Source organism: Rhizobium sp. YS-1r (assembly GCF_000757525.1).
Lineage (GTDB): Bacteria > Pseudomonadota > Alphaproteobacteria > Rhizobiales > Rhizobiaceae > Neorhizobium > Neorhizobium petrolearium.
The window spans coordinates 452,107-477,643 of sequence record NZ_JPYQ01000006.1; the positions used below are offsets into that span (position 1 = coordinate 452,107).

General features: G+C 60.4%; 22 protein-coding genes. 10 read left to right on the plus strand and 12 right to left on the minus strand.

Going from position 1 to position 25,537, the window contains the following annotated elements; all coding sequences use genetic code 11:
* Window positions 1-49 precede the first annotated feature (49 nt).
* Entirely contained in the window at window positions 50-535 is a 486-nt protein-coding gene (locus JL39_RS06540; protein WP_037147622.1) for an MgtC/SapB family protein, read from the plus strand.
* A 4-nt stretch (window positions 536-539) separates the two neighbouring features.
* Here the strand turns inward: JL39_RS06540 and JL39_RS32410 are convergent, their stop codons facing one another.
* Window positions 540-953, minus strand: a complete 414-nt coding sequence (locus JL39_RS32410) for a response regulator (RefSeq protein WP_227703099.1) — start codon at window positions 951-953, stop codon at window positions 540-542.
* A gap of 526 nt (window positions 954-1,479) precedes the next feature.
* A complete protein-coding gene (locus tag JL39_RS06550) occupies window positions 1,480-3,021 on the minus strand; it encodes a UbiD family decarboxylase (RefSeq protein WP_037147626.1) in 1,542 nt (513 codons plus the stop codon).
* A gap of 156 nt (window positions 3,022-3,177) precedes the next feature.
* Between JL39_RS06550 and JL39_RS06555 the strand changes: the two genes are divergently transcribed.
* The 5 genes from JL39_RS06555 (at window position 3,178) to JL39_RS06575 (ending at window position 7,794) form a co-directional block, all read left to right on the plus strand.
* Window positions 3,178-4,158, plus strand: coding sequence for a tripartite tricarboxylate transporter substrate binding protein (locus JL39_RS06555; protein WP_037147629.1), 981 nt, complete (start codon window positions 3,178-3,180; stop codon window positions 4,156-4,158).
* A 271-nt stretch (window positions 4,159-4,429) separates the two neighbouring features.
* On the plus strand, window positions 4,430-5,947 hold the full coding sequence (locus tag JL39_RS06560) for a PAS domain-containing sensor histidine kinase (RefSeq protein WP_037147631.1): 1,518 nt from the start codon (window positions 4,430-4,432) through the stop codon (window positions 5,945-5,947).
* On the plus strand, window positions 5,934-6,554 hold the full coding sequence (gene fixJ, locus JL39_RS06565; protein WP_037147634.1) for a response regulator FixJ: 621 nt from the start codon (window positions 5,934-5,936) through the stop codon (window positions 6,552-6,554). The genes JL39_RS06560 and fixJ overlap by 14 nt, the downstream gene beginning before the upstream one ends.
* A gap of 111 nt (window positions 6,555-6,665) precedes the next feature.
* Window positions 6,666-7,010: a hypothetical protein gene (locus JL39_RS06570; RefSeq protein ID WP_052182707.1), complete on the plus strand. Its 345-nt coding sequence runs from the start codon at window positions 6,666-6,668 to the stop codon at window positions 7,008-7,010.
* 184 nt (window positions 7,011-7,194) lie between these two features.
* A complete protein-coding gene (locus tag JL39_RS06575; protein WP_227705149.1) occupies window positions 7,195-7,794 on the plus strand; it encodes a helix-turn-helix domain-containing protein in 600 nt (199 codons plus the stop codon).
* Between the two features lie 63 nt (window positions 7,795-7,857).
* Here JL39_RS06575 and JL39_RS06580 read toward each other — a convergent pair whose 3' ends face one another.
* The 5 genes from JL39_RS06580 to JL39_RS06600 all read right to left on the minus strand — a co-directional run bounded on the left by JL39_RS06580 (window position 7,858) and on the right by JL39_RS06600 (window position 13,134).
* Complete coding sequence (locus JL39_RS06580) at window positions 7,858-8,595, minus strand: copper homeostasis protein CutC (protein ID WP_037147636.1); 738 nt, start codon at window positions 8,593-8,595, stop codon at window positions 7,858-7,860.
* Between the two features lies 1 nt (window position 8,596).
* Window positions 8,597-9,571 carry an ROK family protein gene (locus tag JL39_RS06585; protein ID WP_052182708.1) on the minus strand — a complete coding sequence of 325 codons (975 nt, stop codon included), beginning with the start codon at window positions 9,569-9,571 and terminating at the stop codon, window positions 8,597-8,599.
* On the minus strand, window positions 9,568-10,446 hold the full coding sequence (locus JL39_RS06590; RefSeq protein WP_037147639.1) for an ABC transporter permease: 879 nt from the start codon (window positions 10,444-10,446) through the stop codon (window positions 9,568-9,570). Before JL39_RS06590 ends, JL39_RS06585 begins: the two co-directional genes overlap by 4 nt.
* Window positions 10,446-11,366: an ABC transporter permease gene (locus JL39_RS06595; protein WP_037147642.1), complete on the minus strand. Its 921-nt coding sequence runs from the start codon at window positions 11,364-11,366 to the stop codon at window positions 10,446-10,448. Before JL39_RS06595 ends, JL39_RS06590 begins: the two co-directional genes overlap by 1 nt.
* Window positions 11,367-11,598: 232 nt before the next feature.
* Complete coding sequence (locus JL39_RS06600) at window positions 11,599-13,134, minus strand: ABC transporter substrate-binding protein (RefSeq protein WP_037147643.1); 1,536 nt, start codon at window positions 13,132-13,134, stop codon at window positions 11,599-11,601.
* A gap of 144 nt (window positions 13,135-13,278) precedes the next feature.
* Between JL39_RS06600 and JL39_RS06605 the strand changes: the two genes are divergently transcribed.
* Entirely contained in the window at window positions 13,279-14,412 is a 1,134-nt protein-coding gene (locus JL39_RS06605; protein ID WP_037147645.1) for an ROK family transcriptional regulator, read from the plus strand.
* A 23-nt stretch (window positions 14,413-14,435) separates the two neighbouring features.
* Window positions 14,436-15,878 (plus strand): M81 family metallopeptidase, encoded by a 1,443-nt coding sequence (locus tag JL39_RS06610; RefSeq protein WP_037148551.1) that lies wholly within the window; start codon window positions 14,436-14,438, stop codon window positions 15,876-15,878.
* Window positions 15,879-15,907: 29 nt separating this feature from the next.
* Here JL39_RS06610 and JL39_RS06615 read toward each other — a convergent pair whose 3' ends face one another.
* Window positions 15,908-16,828: a LysR family transcriptional regulator gene (locus JL39_RS06615; RefSeq protein ID WP_037147648.1), complete on the minus strand. Its 921-nt coding sequence runs from the start codon at window positions 16,826-16,828 to the stop codon at window positions 15,908-15,910.
* 120 nt (window positions 16,829-16,948) lie between these two features.
* On the opposite strand from JL39_RS06615, the gene mdlC reads away from it, so the two are divergent.
* On the plus strand, window positions 16,949-20,032 hold the full coding sequence (gene mdlC, locus JL39_RS32765; protein ID WP_200883917.1) for a benzoylformate decarboxylase: 3,084 nt from the start codon (window positions 16,949-16,951) through the stop codon (window positions 20,030-20,032).
* 86 nt (window positions 20,033-20,118) lie between these two features.
* On the opposite strand, the gene JL39_RS06630 is transcribed toward mdlC, so the two are convergent.
* The 4 genes from JL39_RS06630 to JL39_RS06645 all read right to left on the minus strand — a co-directional run bounded on the left by JL39_RS06630 (window position 20,119) and on the right by JL39_RS06645 (window position 23,470).
* The gene (locus JL39_RS06630) at window positions 20,119-20,577 is read right to left on the minus strand and encodes a DUF3237 domain-containing protein (RefSeq protein ID WP_037147650.1); all 459 of its coding nucleotides are present in this window, start codon (window positions 20,575-20,577) and stop codon (window positions 20,119-20,121) included.
* Between the two features lie 8 nt (window positions 20,578-20,585).
* On the minus strand, window positions 20,586-21,881 hold the full coding sequence (locus JL39_RS06635) for a TRAP transporter large permease (RefSeq protein WP_037147652.1): 1,296 nt from the start codon (window positions 21,879-21,881) through the stop codon (window positions 20,586-20,588).
* A complete protein-coding gene (locus tag JL39_RS06640; protein WP_037147655.1) occupies window positions 21,878-22,378 on the minus strand; it encodes a TRAP transporter small permease in 501 nt (166 codons plus the stop codon). Before JL39_RS06640 ends, JL39_RS06635 begins: the two co-directional genes overlap by 4 nt.
* A gap of 72 nt (window positions 22,379-22,450) precedes the next feature.
* Window positions 22,451-23,470 (minus strand): TRAP transporter substrate-binding protein, encoded by a 1,020-nt coding sequence (locus JL39_RS06645; RefSeq protein WP_037147657.1) that lies wholly within the window; start codon window positions 23,468-23,470, stop codon window positions 22,451-22,453.
* Between the two features lie 655 nt (window positions 23,471-24,125).
* On the opposite strand from JL39_RS06645, the gene JL39_RS06650 reads away from it, so the two are divergent.
* The gene (locus tag JL39_RS06650) at window positions 24,126-25,514 is read left to right on the plus strand and encodes an FAD-linked oxidase C-terminal domain-containing protein (RefSeq protein ID WP_052182709.1); all 1,389 of its coding nucleotides are present in this window, start codon (window positions 24,126-24,128) and stop codon (window positions 25,512-25,514) included.
* Window positions 25,515-25,537 lie beyond the last annotated feature (23 nt).

Consider the following 25,537-nt stretch of genomic DNA (forward strand, 5'->3'; position numbering starts at 1 on the left):
TGGATCAGTTCCGCTGTCACTGAAACGTGACATCGGAACTCGACCACTCATGCTGAACAGTCTCGCCCAGGAATTTTCACACGAAGCGCCGGTGACAATTGACGTGTTGCTGGCAAGATTGATTGGCGCCACAATTTTCTGCGGCCTCATCGGCCTCGAACGGGAATTCCGCAGGAACCCGGCGGGTTTGCGCACCAATATGCTGATCGGGCTTGCCGCCGCAGTGTTCACACTCGTCGGCCTTCAAATCATGCACGAGTTCGGCGATCTGCCGAATACCATCCGGATCGATCCCATCCGCCTTATCGAGGCGGTCACGGCCGGCATCGCCTTCCTGGCCACCGGAGTGATCATCTACACGCGCGGCGACGTGAAGGGGCTAACCACCGGCGCCAGCATGTGGCTATCGGGTGCCATCGGGCTTTGCGTCGGATTCGGCATGTGGGTCGTTGCGTTCGCGGCAACGATGATCGGCATCATCATCCTCTGGCTGCTGCGCAAGACCGAAGTGGCTACCGGCATGAAGGAGGATTAGCGGCTCAGCCGCCGGCTCGCGACGGGACCATAGCGTGGATATGGGTGACGAGTATTTCATATTCGTACGGCTTGACGATCACCGCGGAATGTTCGAGCTCCTCCATCCCCGGCACGTTATTGTCGCCCGTCGCGAAGATAACCGGCAGGTGCGGCAGCGTTTCCCTTATCTTCAGGATGAGCTGCGGACCGCTCATCTCCGGCAAATTCACATCGGTGACGAGGATGTCGACCGGATGGTCTCCCATGGCGGCAAGCGCTTCATCGGCCGAGCCTGCTTCCACGACACTCATGCCGGAATCCTGCAGGAGGTCCGCCGTCGATATGCGGATCAGGGCTTCGTCTTCGACCAGCAGCACGGTAATCGGCACGTTGGAGCTCTCGATAATGGCGTCGTCCTCGCCTATGAAATGGGGCAAATAGATGCGAATGATCGTCCCGTTGCCGGGCTTGCTTCGCGAAACGCATCGCACACACGACGCGGGAGAGGCTCTTTGCGGCTGCGCCCGATAGCCGCGAGAGAGGCATCGTCTGTCCTCACGAACCGCAATTCCCGGTCGAGAAGGACATAGGGATTGGGCGAGAGGTGGAACAGCTGATCCAAGTCGATGTCGGAAAACTCCGTCAATCGGAACATGCGCCGTCCCCGATGCCAATGCGGTATCAGGTTATAGAATTTCCGCGACTATTGACAATTGAATTCAAGCGAGTGCTGAAAAACTCCCACAGCATCATCGCAATGCACTAAAAAATACCTAAAGTCGCAATCCTGGTTCCAGTTCTGATACGCGGGAGTTGCACGTGCCGCACCTGTGCCACGTCGTGGAGAAACTGCACAAAGCCTCAGGGACTGAACGAGCCGATATCACCTCGACATGGAAACCTTCCGGACCATTTGCCGGAAGGCCCCATCAGCAAGCACAACGTGCCGATATGTAATCCAGCTTACTTCGGAAGGTAATAACGGCCGCGCTCGTCGCGCTCCAGCCCACTCGACCGGAAGGTGTCGAGTTCGCGCACCACTTCCCGGCCATCACGGCTGCCGACGGCAGCCATCAATTCCTCGAAATGTTTCGGGCCCGCCTTCAGCGCCGCTTCGAGTGAAGGATAACGTTCGCCGGGATAGGAAGGAGCCTGTGGCGTCACCAGTTCCCAGTTCTGCGCATGCTGCACCGGCCAGGTCAGATCGTAACCGGCTTTCGCGCCGGAACGGGCGCCGTGCAGCGACGGATCGAGAGGCGACAGCCGCACGCCTGTGGCGATCACGAGATCGCGGTCCGCCTGGAAACGCGTGCCGAACGCCCATTCCATCTGACTGTCGTCGAAGATGTCGATGTCTGGATCGACGACGAAGACGTTCTTGACGCCGACCGCGCCAAGGACCGCATAGAGCGCAGAACGCGCCTCGCCCGGATAGGTCTGGCGGATGGAGAAGCGCATGCTCATCGAGCCGCCGGCGGCGACCGGCGCATAGACGGCAACCGGCTGGCGCACCACCTCGCCAAGGATCTTCCAGACGTTCATCTCCATACGGAGCGCCTCAAGATTGGACGTATCGGTATAGTCCATGCGATTGCCGCTGATGGTGGCGGTCTGGAACAGCGCATCCTTGCGGTGAGTGATCGCCGTGACGTGGAAAACCGGATTAGTCTTCACGACGCCGTAATAGCCGAGATACTCGCCATAGGGACCTTCCTTTTCGACATAGCCACGCTCGTCGAAATAGCCTTCGATGACCATTTCGGCATCGGCCGGCACCATGATGTCGTTCGTAACGCATTTGACGACCGGCAGCGGCGCAGCCCTCAGCGAGGAAATGAGCTCGAGCTCATCGACGGGCTCTTTCATCGTCGCGGAAACCATGTCGATCGGATGGCACCCGACCACATAGGCGACGTTAAGGCGCTCGCCGCGTTCGGCAGAGGCCATATACATGACGCGAAGATCACTGGGCGCGATCAGGTCGACACCGGCTTCCTGCGGGCCACGCAGCATCAGGCGTCGCATGCCGCAGTTGTAGCGGCCGTTCTTGGGGTCGATCGTGTAATCGATCGTTGCCGATATATAGGGCGCACCGTCGAGCGCGTGCTGCACGTGGACCGGCAATTTGAGCAGATCCGCATCCGCACCGGTCAAAACGACCTGCTGCACCGGAGCCTCATCCTTCGAAAGTTTGACCAGTTCGGGCTTCAGCGACAGGCGGCGGCGCATTTCGAGAGCAACCTCGCCCGCCGGCACGCCGAAAGCCTTGGCAAGACGCGACCGGCTGCCGACAACGTTGCCGACCAGTTCCTGCCCCTCCGGGCCGACATTCCTGAACCAGACAGCCTTCGGATTGTTCTGCAGGATGGCCGCGACATCGGCGAGATCGACTTTTTCCTCCCGGACATCCAACTCATCGGCATTCAAGCCCTCGACAAAATTCCTGAGCCGAAAGCGGTCTAGGTCGAGCGCGGCAGCGGATCTGGTTGTCGTGTTGATGGTCATTCTGTCCTCTCCCGGAAGCAGTTTCGCGTGCGTCGTTTTCTATCCGCAACAGTTGATTAAATCAAATATAATTATACAATGTTGCATTAAGTCGCATTGGGAGACGCGGCTGACCGGCTTTGATGCAACGCCGGGTCGTTCATTGGGAGGAACTTTATGCAGAAGATCGCTCGTCGTTTCATGCTTGCAGCCTCGCTCGCATTCGGAGGCTCCGTCCTCGGGTTGTCGCCAGCCGCTGCCCAGGCGGATTTTCCAAGCCAGACTATCAGCATGATCTGTGCGTTTCCGGCCGGCAGCGGCGCAGACGTCATCGTCCGCTACTTTGCGGAAAAGATCGCAAAGCTCTCGGGTGCGACGATTATCGTAGAGAACAAACCGGGTGCCGGCGGCAATATCGCTGCCGAATATGTCGCCCGCGCAAAGCCGGACGGCTACACCATCTTCTTCCACACCGGCAGCGCCGTCGCCGGCAATATGCACATGTTCAAGAAGCCGCCGATCGATGTCGTAAAGGACCTTCAGATCGCCGCAACGATCAACAAGCAGCCGCACATGATCGCCGTACCGGTTTCCAGCCCGATCAAGAATATGAAGGAACTCACCGAATACCTGAAAAAAGAAGGTTCGAACGCAAGCTACGCCGTCAACAACACTTCCGGCAAGGTTCTGGCCGCTATCTACAAGGAGAAGGCCGGCCTGGAGACGGTTGAGGTCTCCTACAAGAGCAGCGCCGATTCGATGAACGATATCATGAGCGGCGCGATGACTTTCGCAGCCCAGGATCCGGTTTTCTCGCTCTCCCAGCTTCGCGAGGGCCGCTATCGCCTGCTGGCCGTCAGCTCTGCCAAGCGCATTCCAGGCGCACCCGACGTTCCGACGATGACAGAGGAAGGATATCCGATGGATCAGGTCGGCTGGTTTGCCATGATGGTTCCCTCCGAAACGCCGAAGGACATCATCGACAAGATCAATGGCTGGACCAAGGAAGTCCTCAGCCAGGACGACGTCAGGAAGTTCGTGACCGATCAGGGCGGCGATATCTTCATCAGCACGCCGGAAGAAGGCCAGGAATATCTGAAGAAAGAAGTCGCGGCCTGGGCAGACTACGTCAAAATCGCCAACATCCCGCAGCAATAATGTGGCCCAATTCGCCACAATCAGTTCAGAAGACCGCCCACCACCGGCGAAAAGCGGCGTCAGCGCCGCTTTTCTTTTTTGAGAACCGGACCATCTCCCTTTATCCGAGCAAACACGAAAAAAGCATATGCAATGCCGAGAGTGTGATCACCGCCACCATTGGACGTTGTGTCATACATCATGCTAAAAGCCGTTCCGGGAGAGGCAGCTGGGTTTCGTATGCACAGATGGAAGGGATTTTTCTTCGAGCAGTCGGCGGCGGGTGAGCATCATGGATATGCGCACGGTCGCCGATAGAACGGATGATTTCATCCAATCTTTCTTAAGTCGTCGGTTTTCTGCCGCCGAAGGTTACTTCATCGCGGCAGCGAGCGTGCTGATCGCCTTTGTGCTGCGCCTTGCCTTTTACGGCGTGTCTGTCGAGGGGCCGATATTCGTCTTCTTCGTCCCGCCAATTCTGATCGCCGCGGTTATCGGCGGCATGCGCTTTTCTCTTTTCGCCGTCGCCCTTTCGCTTCTGTCAGTCTATGCGATCAGGGATTTTTCGCCACGAGGTGCCACATCTTCGGAAATGGTATCCATCGGCATTGTCGGCGTGATCATAGCCCTGATCGGACAAATGCTCCATTCCGCCCGCAAGGCAATCGAAAGAGCTCAGGTCAAGGCGGATTCCCGTGAGGCCCAGCTTCGTTCCGTGCTCGACACCGTGCTTGATGCCAGCATCGTCGCCACCAAGGACGGAACGATCGTCTCCTTCAACGCGGCGGCGGTCCGTCAGTTTGGATATTCGGAAGACGAGGTGATCGGGCAGAATCTCCGCATACTGATGCCGGAGCCTTATCGTCGGGAGCATGACGGCTACATGGAGAGATATCTGAGGACCGGCGAAAAGCGGATCATCGGCATCGATCGCGTCGTCTTCGGACGCCGCAAGGATGGCTCGACTTTTCCAATGAAGCTCGCTGTCGGCGAAACTCATACAGATGGAGAAATCTTCTTCACAGGCTTCGTCCGAGACCTGACGGAACGGGAGGAATCGGCCGCGCGCCTGCAGGAAATGCAGGGAGAGCTGGCTCGGCTCGCGCGCCTCAATGAAATGGGCGAAATGGCCTCCACCCTTGCCCATGAGCTTAACCAGCCGCTCTCCGCTATCGCCAACTATGTCCACGGATGTGCACGTCTTTTGCGCGACATGGACGAACCGGTTGCGGTTCGCATGCGCGAGGCTTTGGAGGAGACCGCCAATCAATCGCTCCGCGCCGGGCAGATCATCAAGCAGTTGCGTGAATTCGTCATCAAAGGTGAAACGGAAAAATCGCCTCAAAACATTCGCCGGCTGATCGAAGACGCCGGCGCTTTGGCGCTTGTCGGTTCGCGCGAGAAAGGTGTCCAGACGATTTTCGAGTTCACGCCTGGCACGGAAACAGTCGTAGCGGATCGCATACAGATACAGCAGGTTCTGACAAATCTGATGCGCAACGCCATCGAAGCCATGCAAGGCAGCCCGCGGCGCGAGCTCGCAATCCGGACCGTCCAGGAAAACGATGACATGATGGCCGTGATCGTCCAGGATACCGGGCCGGGCATCTCTGGCGAGATTACCGACCAGCTTTTCAAACCATTCGTCACCACCAAGGCAGGCGGCATGGGGATAGGCCTTTCGATTTCCAAACGCATCATTGAAGCTCACGGCGGGGAGATGACGGTGTCGCGCAATCCGGCTGGAGGGGCGACGTTCCGTTTCACGCTTCCGATCGACATGGGGGAACGTGAGAATGCAGACAGGTGACTATACGGTCCATATCGTCGATGACGAGGAGGCGGTCAGGAAGTCCCTTGCCTTCATGCTGACCATGAACGGCTTTGCCGTGCGCGTCCATGAAACGGCCTCATCCTTCCTGCAATTCGCGCCCAGCATCCGCAATGGCATACTGGTGACGGACCTGCGCATGCCTGACATGACGGGTGTCGAGCTGATCCGCAGATTGACTTTAACCCGTGCGAAGATCCCGGCAGTTGTCATCACCGGTCATGGCGATGTTCCGATGGCCGTGGAGGCGATGAAGGCGGGCGCTGTCGATTTCATCGAAAAACCCTTCGAAGACATCATCATCATCGAAGCGATCCGGCGTGCCGCCGGACAGATACCGGACAAACCGCTCGATGTCGACAGCACAACGGAAGTGCTGACGCGCCTTGAAAGCCTAAGCGACCGGGAGCGGCAGGTGCTGGCTGCCGTCGTTGCCGGTCTTCCGAACAAGTCCATTGCCTATGATCTCGATATCAGCCCTCGAACGGTCGAGGTACATCGAGCAAACGTCATGGCCAAGATGAAGGCGAGGAGCTTGCCTCAGCTCGTCCGCATGGCGATAGCCGTGGGCTTCTCCTGGCAATGAGCTCCGTAAATTATTTCGGATTTCTTGATCTAACGCAAAGCGCATAACTCCGATAGGCTCTAGAGGCCTGATGCAAGCGGTAGTTCGACCGTCCCATCCGCGGGAAGTTCTGTGCTGGCATCATCGGGGATAATCATCGTTATCGCTCCGGATCTTGGTCTCCGGCAATCGCTGACATTCGCGCTCGAGGTGGAGGGATATCAGGTCGAAGCCTATGATTCCTGGGGCAAGGGCCGGGTTCCCGTCACGCCAGTGCGTTGTATGATCGTCGATGATCAGATACTGCGTGGCCATCACGACCTCCGGCAGGAACTCCTCGCTTCGGGCCATGCGATTATCCTGCTCACCGACGGCATGTCTCCGCCTATGGAGAACAATCCATGGCTCACCCTCACAAAGCCTTTTGATGGCGCCGATCTGGTGGATCTCGTGAAACACGTCGCACGAGCAACCTGACAATTTGTCCGAACCGCTTCCTCCCCCTCCACTACGTAAATACCCCTAGTGATACAACCGAATTTATCCCTGCTCCGTCGTGAGGCATCCTGAGATCGCAAAGGGGAGAATCGACGATATGCAGGACGATATGCAGACCGCAGCCGCTCATGCTATGCGACGGGAACTTGCACCGGGCCGGCCCATGTCGATCGTATCTCCGACAGCGGGTTTCCCGTCGACATATTCCGTCGTCACCTTCAATGCAGGAGCGGAAATCTATGCTCCCGGCGACAAGGCCGGCACATTTTACCAGGTCGAATTCGGCGCGGTGCGCGTGCATCGCCTGCTGTCGGATGGAAGGAGGCAGGTCATTGCCTTCCATCTGGCCGGGGAGACCTTTGGGTTCGAGGCGGACCGGACCCATAGTTTCTTCGCCGAAGCCATTACCCAAACAGGGCTGCGTGCCATCAGCCGCCCTGCAAACGGCGAAGCCTCTCCGGAGCTTCTCACGCTGGCGCTGCGCGGCATGCTGCGCGCCCACGAGCATATCATGATGATCGGCCGCCAGACGGCGGTGGAGCGGATCTCCGGATTCCTGGTCGACATGGCGGATCGCCAGGGCGGGATCGAATATTTCGACCTGCCGATGAGCCGTTTGGATATCGCCGACTATTTAGGCCTGACAATCGAAACGGTGTCGCGCGTTTTCGCAAAACTCCGTTCGGCCGGTCTGATCAAGCTGCGCAGCATTCGTTGCGTCGAACTTAAGAAGCTCGAAACGCTCCGCAGTCTCTGTGCATGAACTGAAGTAGCAATATCCGGCGTCATGCGGAAAAAGCACCGCAGATCGCCTCGCCTATGCCGATCAGATTCCCGTTGAACATAGCTTGTCGAGCAGGCTCCGCATTTTGCGCACAATCTCGCCACTCGTCTCGTGGGAGACAGGCGCCTGAAATCCGAAGGCAATCGCGCGTTCGTCCCTGCATTCGACCGGCTGGCGGCAGGAGCTGTGAACTTCATGCACCCCGGTTTCGCGCACGACCCGCTCGACATTGGAAAGGTTGATACCGCCGCCGGGCATGATCGAGATGCGCCCTCCCGCCTGCTCCATCAACTGACGGATAAGGTCGACCCCCTCCGGACCACTCACCTTGAGACCCGATGTCAGGACGCGCTCGGCCCCGAGCTCGATTGCCTGTTCTAAAGCTTCAAAAGGGTCGGGAACCAGGTCGAAAGCCCGGTGCAGCGTCACACCCAGGCCTTCGGCGCATGCCATCAGACGCTTGAGCATTGGCAGGTCGAGGGTCATGTCCGGGCAGCTCGCACCGATCACTACACCAGCCAGGCCCGCCGCCCGCACGGCCTCTATATCGGTCATCATCGCCGCTTCGTTGTCGGCATCGAAAATGAAATTGCCCGCACGCGGTCGAATGATCGCATAGACCGGTATCGGTACCCTTGCGGCAAGCGCCATCATGCCGGGCGGTGCAGTCAGGCCTCCGACATCGAGCGCGGCACAGAGTTCAACACGGTTCGCTCCGCCGGTGACGGCGGCGGCAAGCCCCTCGGGGCTATCGACACAGACTTCGAGAAGCACCGGCAAATCAGCCTCCCTGGTGGCCGAGCACGGCAGCACCGACCAATCCGCCGTCTTCCTGGCGGAGTGCGGGTGTCACCAGCGGATGATCGAAACGGTTGAGGATGCGTTTGCGCACCGCCTTGTCGAGCGCATCGATCAGCGGCCTCACGGAAGCAAGCCCGCCCCCCACCGGCACGATCGAAGCGCCAGTGACATTGACCGCGAGCGCCAACGGGTCGGCGATCAGTTCAAGCCAGACGGCAACGGTCTTCACCGCCCTCGCCCCGCCGATCTGCCAGTCTTCGAGGATGCGGTAGCTCGTCTCCTCCTGGCTGTGCAGAAAGTGGTGCAGCCGCTCGATGCCACGTGCGCCGCCAATCGTGTCGACGCAGCCAGACTGGCCGCAACCGCAGGAAAACCTTGGTATATGCAGCGTCTCACCGTTGAGTTCGACGGTCGTGTTCAAGATCGGGCCATGCCCCCATTCGCCGGTGACGCCGCCGGCGCCGCGCACCAGCCGCCCGTCGATTGCCAACCCTCCGCCAATGCCCGTGCCCATGATGGCGCAGAAGACGACCGAGTGACCACGGCCAACGCCCTCGTTCGCCTCTGCAAGTGTCAGGCAATCGGCATCATTGGCGGCAAGCACGGGCCGGCCGAGAATTTCCGCAAGCTCGTCGCCAATACGCCGCCCCGTAATGCAGGGAATGTTGGCCGATGTCGCAACACCGTCGCGCGGATCGATGAGGCCCGCGATCGACAGCGCGAGCGGAGATGCCGGATCGCCTTCATGGGCGTTGCGCGCGACCAGCGACGCCAGCAAAGACGAGAGCCGGCCCCAATCCGCGGCAGGTGTCGCCACCTTTCCGAGCTGCATCAGCGCACCGGGCACGGGCGAGACGGCAAACTTCATGAAAGACCCGCCGATATCGACGCAGAAGACCGGTCCGGCCGGCCCGGTCCGGCCTGTGGTGTGAGACGTGGCGGTCGCGATCGTCATTTACGCGGATCCAGAAGGTCGCGCAGCCCATCACCCAGGATGTTGAACCCGAGCACGGTGATCATGATTGCGAGGCCCGGAAACAGGGACATCCAGATATTCAGGCCGAGATAATTGCGTCCGTCGCTCATCATGGCGCCCCATTCCGGCAACGGCGGCTGGGCGCCGAGACCGAGGAAGGACAGGCTCGCGGCGGACAAGATGACGGTCCCTGCCGTCAGCGTCGACTGCACGATGATCGGCCCGATCGCATTGCGGAGGATATAGTGCGTCATAATGCGGCGACGCGAAACGCCAAGCGAGATTGCGGCTTCGACATAGTCCATGCTCTTCAGGCCAAGCGTGAGATTTCGGCTGAGACGCGCGTAGACCGGCACCGAGAAAATGGCAATGGCGATCAGAAGGTTGACGAGGCTGGTGCCGAGCACGCTGACGATCAGGATGGCGAGCACAATGCCCGGAAAGGCGAAGAGAATGTCCATCGTCCACATGATCGCCTGATCAACGTAACGGCCGCTCATGCCGGAAAGGATGCCGAGTGGCACACCAACGGCGACCGCCAACCCGACGCTCAAGACCACTTCGATCAGCGAGATGCGTGCGCCGTAGATGACGCGGGCAAGGATATCGCGGCCATTGTCATCCGTGCCGAAGGGATGCGCCCAGGACGGCGGCTCCATGGTCGCGAGCAGATCTTGCACATAAGGATCGGCGGGCGCGATCAGTGGCGCGAAGATCGCGGCCAGCACGATGATGCCGATCAGGAAGCCGCCGAGCGCGATACTGCGATGGTTCGCGACCCAGCGAAAGGCCCTGATCAAGACCGGCCGGCGCGACGCCTCGGGAATATCATTGCCGGTTTCGATCGTCGCCATCAGTCGAACCTTATCTTCGGGTTGAGGAGGGCGATCAGCAACTCCGCCAGGAAATTCATGACGACGACACCGGCGACTGCAACCAGTGTCACGCCCTGGATAACCGGATAGTCGCGATAGCGCACGGCATCGACAAGAAACCGTCCGATGCCCGGCCAGTTGAAGACAGATTCGGTGACGACCGCGCCCCCCATCAGGCTGCCGAAATTGAGGCCGACGATGGTGATGATCGGGATCAGCGCGTTGCGCAGCGCGTGGCTCCAGTAGATCGTCCGCGGCGCCACCCCTTTAGCATAGGCAGTGCGAATATAATCCTGCGACATCACTTCGATCATGCTGGACCGCGTCATGCGGGCGATCACTGCGGTCGGCAGCACGGCAAGCGTGATCGACGGCAGGATAAAACTCTTCCAGGACGCGGCGCCGAGCAACGGCAGCCAGCCGAGCTGGACGGAAAACGTATTCATCGCCATCAACGCCAGCCAGAAATTGGCGATCGAGGCACCGGCAATGGCAAGGATCATGACGATCTGGTCGGGCCAGCCATGCCGGTAGATCGCCGCGATCATGCCGGCTGGCACGCCGATGCCGATGGCGATCAGATAGGCGGTGATCGCAAGCCCGATCGTGAACGGCAGGCGCTCGGCGATCTCGTCGACGACGGGCAGCTTGGATTTGATCGAAACACCGAGATCGCCCCTCACAGCCCCATAGGCGAAGGAGGCGTATTGCGCCGGCAGGCTGCGGTCGAGACCGAGCCGTGCCGTCATGTTATCGACCGCTTCCTGCGTCGCTTCGGGTCCTGCCATCAGCCGCGCCGGATCGCCCGGCAGCGCGCGGATCGCCACGAAGACCAGCAGCGACACGCCGATCAGGATCAGCGGCAGGGCCAGCAATTTCCTGGTTATATAGGCTTTCATCCGCCTTCTACATTTTCATTTCAGGCTCTCCCATACCGGAAAGCTTCACGATCTATCGACATGGCCACACCACCCGACGTCATCCTCGGGCTTGTCCCGAGCATCTAACCACGTCCAATGTGGATAGATGCTCGGGACAAGCCCGAGCATGACGAACAGTAGGGCCGACACCTTCCAATTGACCGGAGCAGATGGCGGACGGGACAGACCCACCCGCCGCATACTCCTCGTATTACTTCCTGGCTTCCTTGACGACAATCAGGCCGCCCGGGATCACCCACGCGCCCTTGACGCCGGCGCGCGTCGCAAAAAGGTCCTGCTTCGTATAGAGCAGCACATGGGGCGCCTGCTCGTTCACGACCTTCTGGGCATCGACATAGATCGCGTTGCGGGCCTTATCGTCGAGCGTCGAGGCAGCCTTGTCGATCAGTTCGTCGAGCTTTGGATCGGAGAAGAAGCCAAGATTGGCGCCGGCCGGCGAGGCGCTCTTCGAATAATAAAGTGGACGGAACTGCAGGTCGGCGCCGTTGACGCCGGACGACCAGGACGCGATCGAGGAGCCTATATTGTCCTTCTCCTTGCCTGCCGGGTCGAGGAAAGCCGCCTTCGACCAGACGCCACCTTCCATCTTGCGCACTTCGAGCTTGACGCCTGCCTTGGCCCACATGGCCTGCAGGAGTTCACCGATGCGGGCTTCCTGCTCCTGCACGATGGTGGTCATCGCGAAGCCGTCCGGATAACCGGCCTCCTTCAGGAGCTGCTTCGCCTTCTCGACATCATAGGTATAAGGCGCGAGCGACTTGTCATAGCCTGGCGTCACCGGCGCCAATGGCGAATTGGCCGGCGTCGCATATCCCTGCATGAAAGCCTTGACGATGCCTTCGCGGTCTGTCGCGTAATTCAGCGCCTGACGGACACGCACATCGTCGAGCGGCTTCATCCTGGTGTTGAGCGAGACCCAGAAAACGGCCGAGCCATCCGTTGTGCTGAGCTGCATTTCGGGGTTGGCCTTGACCTGCTGGGCGAAGGCGGAAGGGAACGGGTTGATGACGTCGGCATCGCCTGTCTGCAGCGCCATGTTCATGACGGACGGTTCGGGCGTCCAGGTCCACTTGACCCCGTCCTCGCCTTTCGGGGCGCCGCCCCACCATTCGGTGTTCTTGACCTGCAGAACATATTCGCCGGACTTGTATTCCTGCAGCTTGTAAGGGCCGGTGCCGACCGCCTTGGCGCCGATCGTACCGGCAGCGTCAGCAGTCGGGCTCACGATCAGGCAAGGGCCAGTGGTCAACAGCGCCAGAAACGCCGGATACTGGGTCTTCAGCTTGAACTGAACCGTCATCGGATCGACTGCGGTGACGGCTTCGAGGAACGTGCGCAGGCGGCCGCTGGCGGCGAGACCGCGCTTGGTGTCGAGATGACGGGCGAAGTTCTTGACCACAGCATCGGCATCGAAGGGCGTGCCGTCATGGAACTTGACGTCAGTGCGCAACTTGAACGTCCAGACGAGTCCTGAGGCATCGGCCGACCATTCTGTAGCAAGCGCCGGCTTCAACGACAGATCGGGATCGCGCTTGACGAGGCCTTCATACATCGGATCAAGCAGAGCGGCTGTATAGGTCGCGGTCTGATCGCCCGGATCCATGGAGCGCGGAGCTTCGGTCTGCATCACGTTGAGCGTGCCGGCGCTAGCCGCAATCGGAAAAACGAGGCCCGCCGCCACTGCGGAAGCAAGCGCAAAACGACGGCTTTTCAGAAACATGGTCATGATTGTTCACCCTTGGTTTTGTTGATTTATGGGGCGGATTTTACCACCTTAGATCATTTTTATAATTTATTGGCGTTGATTTGTTCATTTTCTGAACTTAGTGTCAAGCCACTATCACCGAGAACCTACAGTCCCTTGAACGCCATGCTCACCTCATCCCAGCGCCAGTTGCTGCGCGTCATCAGTGAAGCCGGTCCGCTCAGTCGCACCGAGATGGCAAGCATGCTGGGCTTGAGCAAAGCGGCAATGAGCGGCATCGCCCGCGACCTCATCGATCTCGGAGTGCTCCATGAGACGGAGACGGTCTACGGCCAGGGCCGGCCGTCGATCCTGCTCGATCTGCATCCGGAATGCGCCTTCTTCGTCGGCATATCGTTGCTCGAAGATCCCGCGCCGATGATCCTGAGCGATCTGAACGGCAGGATCATTGCAAGGCAGGCGATACCTCTGTCGCGCGATCCGAAGGTCATCGCCGAAGCGATCACCGAAGGCCTGCCAAGACTTCTCGAATCCCATCCGGAGGCCGTAGAAAAACTCTCCGGCATCGGCGTGGCGCTTTCCGGCTTCGTCGACGAGACTCAGGCGAATTGCGTGCAGTCCACGCTGCTCAACTGGCAAGACGTGCCGCTGGCCAGGATCATCCGCGAGCGATCCGGCGTCGAGACCTTCATCGAGAATGACGCGAAGGCCGTTGCCGTCAGCGAAAAACTGTTCGGCAGCGCCCGAGAGATACAGAATTTCAGCGTCGTCTCGTTGGGCGACGGCATCGGCTGCGCCCACTTTATCGACGGCAAGCTCTATCGTGGCAATCACGGCGGCGCCGGCGAAATCGCTCACTGCACCATCGAGCCCGGCGGCGTGCCCTGCCGCTGCGGCAAGCGCGGTTGCCTCGATACCGTCGCGTCCATGAAGGCGATCAAGGAAATGTCGCGCGCCGAGGGGCTCGAATGCACATCGCTCTCCGATATCGAGAATGAGGCATCGACCGGCAACGCGGCAGCGATCCGCATCCTGCATCGTGCCGGCTCGGCACTGGGGCTTGCAATCGCCAACCTCATCCAGATAAACGATCCCGGCCTCATCCTGATCACCCATGTCGAAGGCTCGTTCGACGGCCTGTTTGGCACGGTGGTCAACCAGGCGGTCGAAACCAACGTGCTGCCCCGCTACGCCGGCCAGACGCCCATCCGCATCAAGCGCGTCGATGGCGACGTCTGGGCACAGGGTGCTGCGAGCATCGCAGCCCATAATTTCCTGATCGGCCCCAACTCCAACTGAGGTTTCCCTCCATGCCCAGGCCCTTGCGCATCGCTGTCGGCGGCATCCATATCGAATGCAGCACCTACAATCCGGTTCTGAACAAGGAGAAGGATTTTCGCGTCGTGCGCGGCGGAGAACTGACGGCGGCGCCCTATTTCGCCTTCCTCAAGGATTATGACGCCGAATTCCTGCCGACTATCCATGCCCGTGCGATTGCCGGCGGCCCGGTCGCCCGCGGAACCTACGAAAAGTTCAAGTCGGAATTCCTGGAGCGCCTGAAGCCGCTCTTGCCGCTTGACGGCCTCTACCTCGCCATGCACGGCGCGATGTATGTCGAGGGCATGGAAGATGCCGAGGGTGACTGGATCACCGCCGCCCGCGATCTGGTCGGCCCGGACTGCACGGTCTCGGCGAGCTACGACCTGCACGGCAACGTCACCCAGCGGATCATCGACGCGCTCGACATGTATTCCACCTATCGCACCGCGCCGCATATCGATGTCGAGGAAACCATGCGCCGCGCGGTGACGATGCTGGTCAAAAGCCTGACGACCGGAGTGAAGCCGACGCTTCTCTGGGCACCCATTCCGGTCGTACTGCCCGGAGAGCGTACATCGACGGTCGACGAGCCGGCGAAGAGCCTCTACGCCTTGATGCCGGAAATCGACGCCATTGAAGGCGTCTGGGACGCCTCGCTGATGGTGGGTTATGTCTGGGCCGACGAACCGCGCGCCACCGCCGCGGCGATCATGACCGGCACCGATCGCGCCGTGCTGGAACGGGAAGCCAAACGCGTCGCAAAGGCCTATTGGGATGCGCGTGAACAATTTGTATTCGGCTGCGAGACAGGTTCGATCGAGGAATGCGTCGACAAGGCAATCGCCTCGAAGACAGCCCCGGTCGTGCTCGCCGAGTCCGGCGACAACCCGACCGGCGGCGGCGTTGGCGACCGCGCCGAGGTGCTGGCCCGACTGATCGCCAGAGGTGCCACCGGCGTCGTCTTCGCCGGCATCGCCGACAAGCCTGCAACCGATGCCTGCTATGCAGCGGGTGTTGGTACCGAACTGGAACTCTCGATCGGGGCTTCGCTCGATGCGATCAACAGCAAACCGATCGAAGCCAAGGTAAAGGTCAAGTTCCTCCACGAGACGGCAGACCTCGCCGACCGCCAGGCCGTTGTCGTCATCGATGACGTCGAACTCGTGCTCTCGGCCAAGCGCCGGCCCTATCACAATATCCTGGATTTCACCCGGCTCGGCCTCGATCCGCACAAAGCGAAGATCATCGTCGTGAAATCGGGTTATCTCTCGCCGGAACTGGCGCCTATCGCCAACCCGAACCTCATGGCTCTGTCGCCCGGTGTTGTCGACCAGTTCGTCGAACGGCTGGAGTGCGCCCGCAGAAAGCGGCCGATCTATCCTTTCGACAAGGATTTTTCCTACGAGCCGCAGGTCTTCCTTTCGGCACGATCGAAAGATCGCTGACCCGCCGCCGCGGTTATCCGAGCGGCCGCTCAGGCCACCTGCCCTCTCCACGTCTCGCTGATGCGGCGGATGGCCTGCAGAAGATTGGCAGTCGGCGGCGTCATCAGACCCTTCTTGCGGCGGTAGACTCGGAATGTCCGCTGCCAGTCGAGCTCGGGCACGTTGACGCGCGCCATCTCGCCCCGTTCAACCTCCTCGCGCACCAGCGGCAACGGCATCCAGCAGAACAGCGACTCCGATAAAACCGCCGCCTTCAGCACCGGCACGGAGCGCGAGATGATCGATGGGGCATTCGGTTCCAGCGCGTTGTCGTGGAATCGGCGCTGCCATTCCCGCACCGTCGGAGTACCCGGCGGGGGCAAGGCCCAGTCGAAATCCGCCGCCTCTGCAAGCGTCACATGGTCCCGCCTGACGATGGGGTGGTCGCAACGCGCGAAGACAGACACCGTATCGTGCAGGATGTCCGGCGTGGCGATGACGATATCGTCGTCGAGGTAGGGTTCGGGTGAAATCGCGATGTCGACCGTCCCCCCCTTCAGCGCCTCCAGCACCCGGTCTTCGAGATCCTCGATGATCTGATATTGCACTTCGGGATGCTGTTTGCGCATCTCGCGGATGACGGTGATGATGAACCCGCTGACGACGCTCGCCACGCCGCCGATCCGCACGACGCCGCGGCTGGCTCCCTGCATCTGCTGTATGACATCGGAGGCATTGCCAATCTCCGACACGACCAGCTTGGCATAAGGCAGCAGCGCATCTCCGAATACGGTAGGCACCACGCCGCGGGTCGTCCGCTCGAACAGCGGTACACCATAACCGTCCTCAAGACGCTTCAGCATGCGGGTGATGGCCGGCTGCGTCATGTTCAATGCAGTCGCGGCCGCGCCCAGGCTCCCGCGTCGGGCACATTCCAGCATGATCTGGGCAGAACGCACATCCAAAGTCATGCCTTGGTGTAATGGATTCTTGGATATTCTTCAATTCCAAGACAGGGCGCTATCTGCGACACTGATAAGGATATAGTGCACGCGCGGGCTATGGGCTCGCGGGCCGGGAGGAGGCTCTGCATGAACAGGATGACGCGGGATTTTCTATCCGGCAGCACGAAATTGCGCGGCCAGACGGTCAGCGAAGCGGTCTTTGATTTTCTCAGGCAAAAAGGCATTGACCGGATTTTCGGCAATCCCGGCTCGACCGAACTGCCGATGTTCATGAACATCCCGGAAGACTTCTCCTATGTGCTCGGCCTGCAGGAATCGATCGTCGTCGCCATGGCGGATGCCTACGCGCAGGTGAGCCGCAAGCCCGCCTTCGTCAACCTGCATTCCGCCGCCGGTCTCGGCCATGCGCTCGGAAACATCTATACGGCCTACCGCAACCGTGCGCCGCTGATCATCACGACAGGCCAGCAAAGCCGTGAGCTCCTGCCGCACGATCCGTTCCTCTTTGCCGAGAGCCCGACGGAGTTCCCGAAACCTTACATGAAATGGGCCTGCGAGCCGGGCCGGGCCGAGGACGTGCCGGCGGCGATTGCGCGGGCCTATTACATGGCGATGCAGGCACCGCGCGGCCCCGTCATGGTCTCCGTTCCCTTGAGCGATTGGCAGGCAGAGGCAAAACCGATCGCCATCCGTGATGTCGAGACGATGATCAGCGCCCCTGCCGCAGCGCTGGATGCGCTTGCCCGCGAACTCAATGATGCGGCGGAACCCGTGCTCGTCGTCGGCCCCGGGGTCGACATCGACAATGCCTGGGATTCGACTGTACGGCTGGCGGAAATCCTGCAGGCAAGGGTCTGGGTGAGCCCGCTTTCCTCGCGCTGCAGCTTTCCGGAGCGGCATCCGCTCTTCGCGGGTTTCTTGCCGGCTTTTCAGCCGAAGCTGTCGCAATGCCTCGGCGATACGGACCTCGTACTGGTCCTCGGCGCGCCCGCCTTCACCTATCACTTCGCCGGATCCGGTCCCGATATCCCGGAAGGCGCGGAACTCCGGCTCATCACCGATGACCCGGCGCAGGCTGCAAGCGCGATCGCCGGCAATGCGATGATCTCCAATCTGCGCGCAGCAACCGAAGGCCTCGTTTATCGCCTGCGCTGCCGGCCGCAGCGTACCGATGGTCCCGCCCGCATCATTCCGCGGCTCAAAGCACCGAAGGGCATCGGGCAGGAATTCTTCTATCAGACGCTCGCCGACGTCCGCTCGCCGGACAGCATCGTCTTCGAAGAAGCGCCGGGCGGCCGCGACGCGCTGCACGATTTCTTTCCGATCGAACGGCCGGGCGGCTTCTTTGCCACGGCGAGCGGTGGCCTCGGTTACGCCCTGCCCGGCTCTGTCGGCGCCGCCTTGACGAAGCCGGAACAGCCGGTGATCGCCGTCATAGGCGATGGGTCGAGCCTCTATTCCATCCAATCGATCTGGTCTGCCGTGGAATACGATGCGAACCTGTTGATCGTCATCCTGAACAACGGCGGTTACAAGGTGCTGAAGGCGATCGCCGAAAGGAGCGGTTCAGGCCGCATCGACGGCGTCGACATCGGCCACATGGATTTTGTGAAGATCGCGGAAGCGCAGGGCTGCAAGGCGGTGCGCTGCGAAAAGGTAGAAGAACTGGCATCGTGCCTGCGGTACCTTCTCAGCATGAAAGGACCGCGTCTTTTGGAAGTCATTCTATCAGAGGAGGAGACTGAAATGAATGTCGCTGTCAGAAACGAGACGATACTGAAGACGCCCGAGAAATTCTTCATCAACGGCGAATGGGTGACCCCGTCCGGAACCGGAAAGCTCGACGTCATCTCGCCGGTGACCGAGGAACTGCTGCTCAGTTATCCGGAAGCGAGCAATGCCGATATCGACAAGGCCGTCACCGCCGCCCGCGACGCTTTCGACAACGGACCCTGGCCACGCATGAGCTTCAAGGAGCGCGCAGGCTACTTGCGCAAGGTGGCCGAACTGCTGACAGCTCGCCTTGATGACATTGCCAACGCATGGACGACCCAAGTCGGGGCGCCCATCTTCCTGACGAAGAAGCTCGTCGGCCAGAATCCAGGTCTCTTCACCTACTATGCGGACCTGATCGAAAAGGACGATTTCGTCAGCCATCGAAAGCGGGCCGACGGCGGCGAAGTCCGCGTCGTCCGCGAGCCGGTCGGCGTCTGCGCGGCGATTACGCCATGGAACGCACCGATGGTTCTGCTGAACTACAAGGTCTCCGCCGCTCTTGCCGCGGGCTGCACGGTGGTTGCCAAGCCCTCGCCGGAAACGCCGCTGGAAGCCTATATCCTTGCCGAATGCATCGAACAGGCGGGATTGCCGAAAGGCGTCTTCAACCTCGTGCCGGCCGGCCGCGAAGGCGGGGATTATCTCGTCCGCCACAAGGGCATCGACAAGGTCTCCTTCACCGGCTCGACGATCGCCGGCCGGGCGATCGCCTCGGCCTGCTCCGAACGCCTCGCCCGCTACAGCCTGGAACTCGGCGGCAAGTCTGCGGCAGTGCTTCTCGATGACGCCGATTTCGGGAAGGCCTTGCCGAGCCTGATGGTCTATTCCATGCCGATCACCGGCCAGGTCTGCTTCTCGCTCACCCGCATCCTGGTGCCGGAATCTCGCAAGCAGGAATTCACTGACATGTTCGTCGGCGCGGTGAAGAACATCAAGGTCGGCGATCCGGCCGATCCGACGACGCAAATGGGACCGCTCACGATGGCCCGGCAGCTTGCACGAGTCGAAGGCTATATCGCCGCAGGTCGGGAAGGTGGTGCCAAGATCGCCTGCGGCGGCGGCCGTCCGGCAGGCCTTGGCAAGGGCTACTTCATCGAGCCGACGGTCTTTACCGACGTGACGATGGATATGAAGATCGCCCAGGAGGAAATCTTCGGGCCGGTCGTGTCGATCATCAGCTACAAGGATGAGGACGAAGCGGCGAAGATCGCCAACGATACCATGTACGGCCTTTCCGGCGCGGTCTTCACCTCCGATCCGGAACGGGGTTACGCATTTGCGCGCCGCATGCGCACTGGTAGCGTGACGGTCAACGGCATGATTGTCGACATCCACCATCCATTCGGCGGCTTCAAGCAGTCCGGCATCGGCCGCGAAGGCGGTCCTGAAGGGCTTGAAAACTATTTCGAGGTCAAGACGATCCACATGGCCTGAACGTCATCCGTCTGATCGCCACGATAAAAGGCCGCCGGGTGAAAACCCGGCGGCCTTTTTCTCTCCGCACTCTGGTGGATCGTAGATCAGAGCACTTCGAAAACTGATACCCGAACGGAATTCGCCATGCGTTCACCTGTGCCGATAAACATGGTATGGTTGAGCCACCGGTAACGTGGATCGCCCGTCTGGAAACGCGGATTGGTGCGCATGTAGTAGAGCGCCGGATCGACCGCCTCCCCCGCAGCAAGCCTTGCGAGAACCTCCGGCGGACCATGCCGGAAGCCGAAGTTGCGGATGTCGATCATCGCGCCGTCATGGGTCTCGATAACGTAACGCGTATCGAGCTCTGCATAGCCGGCATCATAGATGCTCTGCCAATCCGCGCCGAGATTGAGGATGCGCCCCGAGAAGCGCTCCCCCTCCACGGTGCCGCCGATGATCGGAATGATCCGCCAGCAGCCGCCCGGGCCACCTCCCTTTTCGATCGGCGGACCGAGTTCGGCGCGGATTTCGCAAAACGGTAGAAGTGCGGGAGCCCTCATGACCCCTCCTATCTCATCGTCATCGGCAGCCAGAGCGCAATTATCGGGAATGCGACGAGCAGGATCAGCCGGATGATATCTGTCAGGATAAAGGGCATCACGCCCCCGTAGATCGTCGTTATCTTGACGTCTTTGGCGATGGAATTGATGACGAAGACGTTGATGCCCACCGGCGGCATGATCATGCCGAGCTCGCAGGCAACGACAATGATGACACCGAACCAGATCGGATCGAAGCCGAGGTGGATGACGACCGGAAACACGATCGGCACCAGAAGGATGATCATTGCCATCTCATCCATCAACGCGCCGGCCACCAGGAAGATAACGAGAATGAGGGCGAGCGTGCCGTAGGGACCGAAGTCCAGACCAACCAGGAACGCCGTCAGCTTCTGCGGCGATTGGGTGATCGCCAGGAAATAGCCGAACAGGATCGCGCCGATCAGTACGCTGAACAGCGAGACCGAGGTTCGGAGCGATTCCACGAGGCTTGACATGATGAGCTTGGTGTTCAGCCGGCCGCGCAGAATGCCGATGACCATGGTGAGCAGCGCGCCGACTGCAGCAGCTTCGGTCGCCGTCGCAATCCCGAGATAGATGACCCCTATCACGGCAATGAACAGAAGCAACACCGCCCAGACATCGCGAAGCGAGGTGATCGCTTCCTTGAAATCGAATGTCTTGCCGGACGGCAGGTGCTTGCCGTGGGCAATCAGCACGGTCGCCATATACATCAGCGTCGCAAGAATACCAGGAACCACGCCCGCCATCAGGAGCTGCCCGACATCGGTCTCGGTCAGGAAGGCGTAGACCACCATCATGACGGAGGGCGGGATCAGGATCCCCAGCGTGCCGCCTGCCGCAATAACGCCGGTCGAGGTCGCGTCGGCGTAACCGGCCTTGCGCATCTCGGGCAATGCGATGCGGCTCATGGTCGCCGCTGTCGCAATCGAACTGCCGCAGATCGCCGCAAATCCGGCGCAGGCAGCAATCGTGGACAGCGCCAGCCCGCCGCGAAATTGCCCGAGCCAGGCATTGCCGGTTCGGAATAATTCCCGCGACATCCCGGAATTGGTCGCAAACACCCCCATGAGGATGAAGAACGGCACCAGAGTCAGGTTGAAATCGGTGATGACGCGAATCGGCGACGTGGTCAAAAGGTTAAGGGCCGGCGTAATGCCGCGCATAGCGGCAAAACCAAAAACCCCGACAAGGCCCATGGCGACACCGAGCGGCACACGCAGGCCCATGAGCACAAACATGGCGACGAAGCCGCCGATGGCAACGAGATCAGCGGTGTTCATACGCCATGGCCTTCAAGCGGATTGGTTTCTTCGTGCTTGCCACACACGAAGGGTGCCACAGCTGTAGTAACGACGGCCGAGGCACAACCGAACCAGATCAGGCCGACGAGAGGCCAGACGGGAATGCGCAAGTCGAATGTCGCTTCGTTGCTGCGATATGCGCCTGTCAGGCGAAAGAACATCATGTACGCGAGCATTGCCGTGAAGGCGAGCAGCAGTGCCCAGGCGATGAAATCGAGAACGCGTCGGCCCCATGGCCCCAAGGGCTCGTAGAGCAGATCCACCGCGATATGGCCGCCGCGATAACCGAGCGATGCGAAACCCCACATCATGCAGGCGCCGATCAGGTAGCGGGAGAGGTCGAAGGAATCCGGGATCGCCCAGGAGAAGACGTAACGGCCGACCGTCGAGACGACGATCAGAAGCGTGCAGAGGCCCAACAACAGGCCCGCGATCACATCGACAGCGTCGCTGAAGCGTTCGAGATATCGGTGCATGGCGTAACTCGATCTCGGGATGATAGGAAGGCAGGCGAAGGCTAGGCGCCTGCCCATCGATCAGGCTGCCGATCATTTTACGTTGGCGTCATATTTCTTCAGCGTCTCTGCCAGACTTGCCCAGGCTGATTTGGCATCGATACCGGCCTTGGTGGCAGCCGCCGCCCATTCACCCTCCAGGGATGCCGTCGCCTGTTTCCACAGGTTCACCTCATCGGGTGTTGGTTTGTAGAAGGTATGCCCACCGGCATCGATCATCTTCTGGCGGCCCGCGGCTTCGGCATCCGCCCACTTGCTCGCCATTTTTTCCGCCCATTCGGATGTGCAATGATCGTCGATCACCTTGCGATCCTGCGGCTCCAGACCATCGATCTTGGCCTTGTTCATGACGAAGGCGAAGGTCGTAACGTAAAAGGGCATGTCGAGATGATGCTTCGTTACGTCCTGAAGGCCGAATGTGTAGATCGAATTCCAGGGAGATGCGGTCATGTCGGCCGCCCCCTTTGAGATCAGCTCGCGCATCTCGCCGGCCGGCACCTGCACTGAGGCCGCACCAAGCGAACTCACCAGCCGCGCCATGGTCGCATGCGCCGGCCGGATGTTCTTGCCCTTGAGATCAGCCGGGACCTGGATCGGTCCCTTGGTGCCGTGCAGCGTGCCCGGATCATGGACATGCACCATGCAGACATAGACGTCGCTCATCTCCTTGGCCGAATACTGGCGGTACCACTCATCGAGCGCCCGCGAACCACTCTTGGCATCGGAAATCAGGAACGGAATCTCGCCTGCTGCGAGTATCGGGAAACGGCCCGGCTGATAACCTGGATTGATGAAACCGATATCGACGATACCATCGCGCGCCATGTCGTAGTGATCAGGCGCCGCGCCCAGCTGCGAGGCCGGATAAATTGTGATGTTGATGCGCCCGCCGGACGCCTCGTTGATCGATTTCGCCCAGGGCTCCATGCCACCCGCCTGCAGCATATGGGTCGCGGGAACCCAGTGCGACAAGGTCAACTCCACCTCGGCCGCCTGAGCCGATGCGCCCACTACCATAAGGCAGGCCGAAGCGAACAATGCCTTCAGTTTCATGCTTTTCTCCTCCCGTTGAATGAAAGGCCGGCGAAGCTCCCTCCCCGTCCGGCCGAACGTCTTTGCTAGACCTGCATTGCAGGCAGAACCCGCAACATCGTCGGTCAGCCAATGCAAAAATCGCGGCAGGGAGCTATTGCCGGCGTCCGAAGAGCGGCTGGGGAAAGATGCTCCATAGGACCTGCGGAGACGGAGGCGTTCTCCGCCTCCGCAGTCGAAATCGAGCCCGCCGAGTCAAAGGCAGACGCAACTGTCTTGAACAGCCGTGTATACACCGATTTCCTCCCAACTCGGTCTCCCAAGACGAATCCCACTGCCCTGAATATCGTCTACCCGAGTAGGCGAAGTTCAACACATCCACGCAGAAACGACAAGTTGTCATTTCAATTTGCATACAAAAAAATCAGGCGACCTGAGATTCTTTTGACGGGCTCTTCACCCGAATCTCAAACAGCTTAGAATAAGACCAACCGGTTCTTGCATACACGTGCAGCGGAATTCGCCGGTTGGACGGGTCAAGACCAGTCGAAGGGTGGAGGTGGTCCGGCTGCGGAAAGTCGGCAGTCGACTGGATTGGATATATCTATCAGCATCCCGGATCAGAGTATCGGGACGCTTGTTTCGTCATTGCAGACATCAGGGAGGAACAGAACATATGGACGATCTCGCTATACCGGCCGGCAAGGCGATTGCGGAGCTCAAGACCGTTCTCGGTGACCGGCTGGCAACATCGGTCTCGGTCCGGGACCACCACAGCCACGACACGTCGCGGCTGAAGCCTCATCTCCCCGATGCCGTCGCCTTTCCGCGCACCGAAGAGGAAGTCCAGGCGATCATTTCGGCCTGTGCCGCTCATGGCGTACCGGTCGTCCCCTTCGGTGCGGGCTCGTCCATGGAGGGCCATACCATCCCGGTTCGCGGTGGCATCACGCTCGACACCCGGGAGATGAACAAGGTCCTCGAAATCCGCCCGGAGGACCTGCTCGCCGTCGTCCAGCCGGGCGTCACCCGCAAGCAACTCAATGTGGAACTGCGCGAGACCGGATTGATGTTCTCTGTTGATCCAGGCGCCGATGCCTCGCTCGGCGGCATGGCCTCGACCCGCGGCAGCGGCACGACTGCAGTGCGTTACGGCACCATGCGGGAAAACGTGCTGGCCCTGAGAGTGGTGACACCGGACGGTACCGCGATCCGGACAGGTTCGCGGGCACGGAAATCATCGACCGGTTACGATCTGACGCATCTTTTCGTCGGCGCGGAAGGCACGCTCGGCGTCATCACCGAACTTACCGTCCGCCTCCATCCCATCCCGGAGGCAGTATCCTCAGCAATCTGCGCTTTTCCCACGGTTGCCGAAGCTGTGGAAGCGGTCATTGAAGCGGTGCAATACGGCATTCCGGTTGCCCGCGTCGAGTTTCTGGACGAGGTGGCGATCGCTGGCGTCAACAGTTATTCCAAGCTCGACCTGCCGGTCGCCCCTACCCTCTTCTTCGAATTCCACGGGACGCCCGCCTGGGTGGAGGAGCAAGCTCGTCTCGCCGAGGACATTACCAGGAGCCATGGAGCGATCGGCTTCCGCTGGACGACCGACGCGGACGAACGGGCAAAGCTGTGGCAGGCCCGCCACGATCTCTTCTGGGCCACGAAAGCGATCATTCCGGGCTATGATCTCTATACCGGTGACATCTGCGTGCCGATCTCGCGGCTGGCGGAGAGCATCGTCGCCGCGCGCGCCGACATCGACGCATCATCGCTGAAAGGCCAGATCATCGGCCATGTCGGCGACGGCAACTTTCACACTGCCTACCTGATTGACCCAAACAATCCCGAACATCTGAGAGAGGCCGAGGAACTGGCCGATCGTCTTGTGGAACGCGCCCTGGTCGTCGGCGGCACGGCAAGCGGCGAGCACGGCATCGGCATGGCGAAACTGAAATTCATGCGCCGGGAGCACGGCAAGGCCGTTGATGTGATGAAGCGCATCAAGACCGCCCTCGACCCGCTGGGCATCATGAATCCCGGCAAAATGGGTGATGCCGGGTGAGGAACGTGAGGCACATTCCGAGC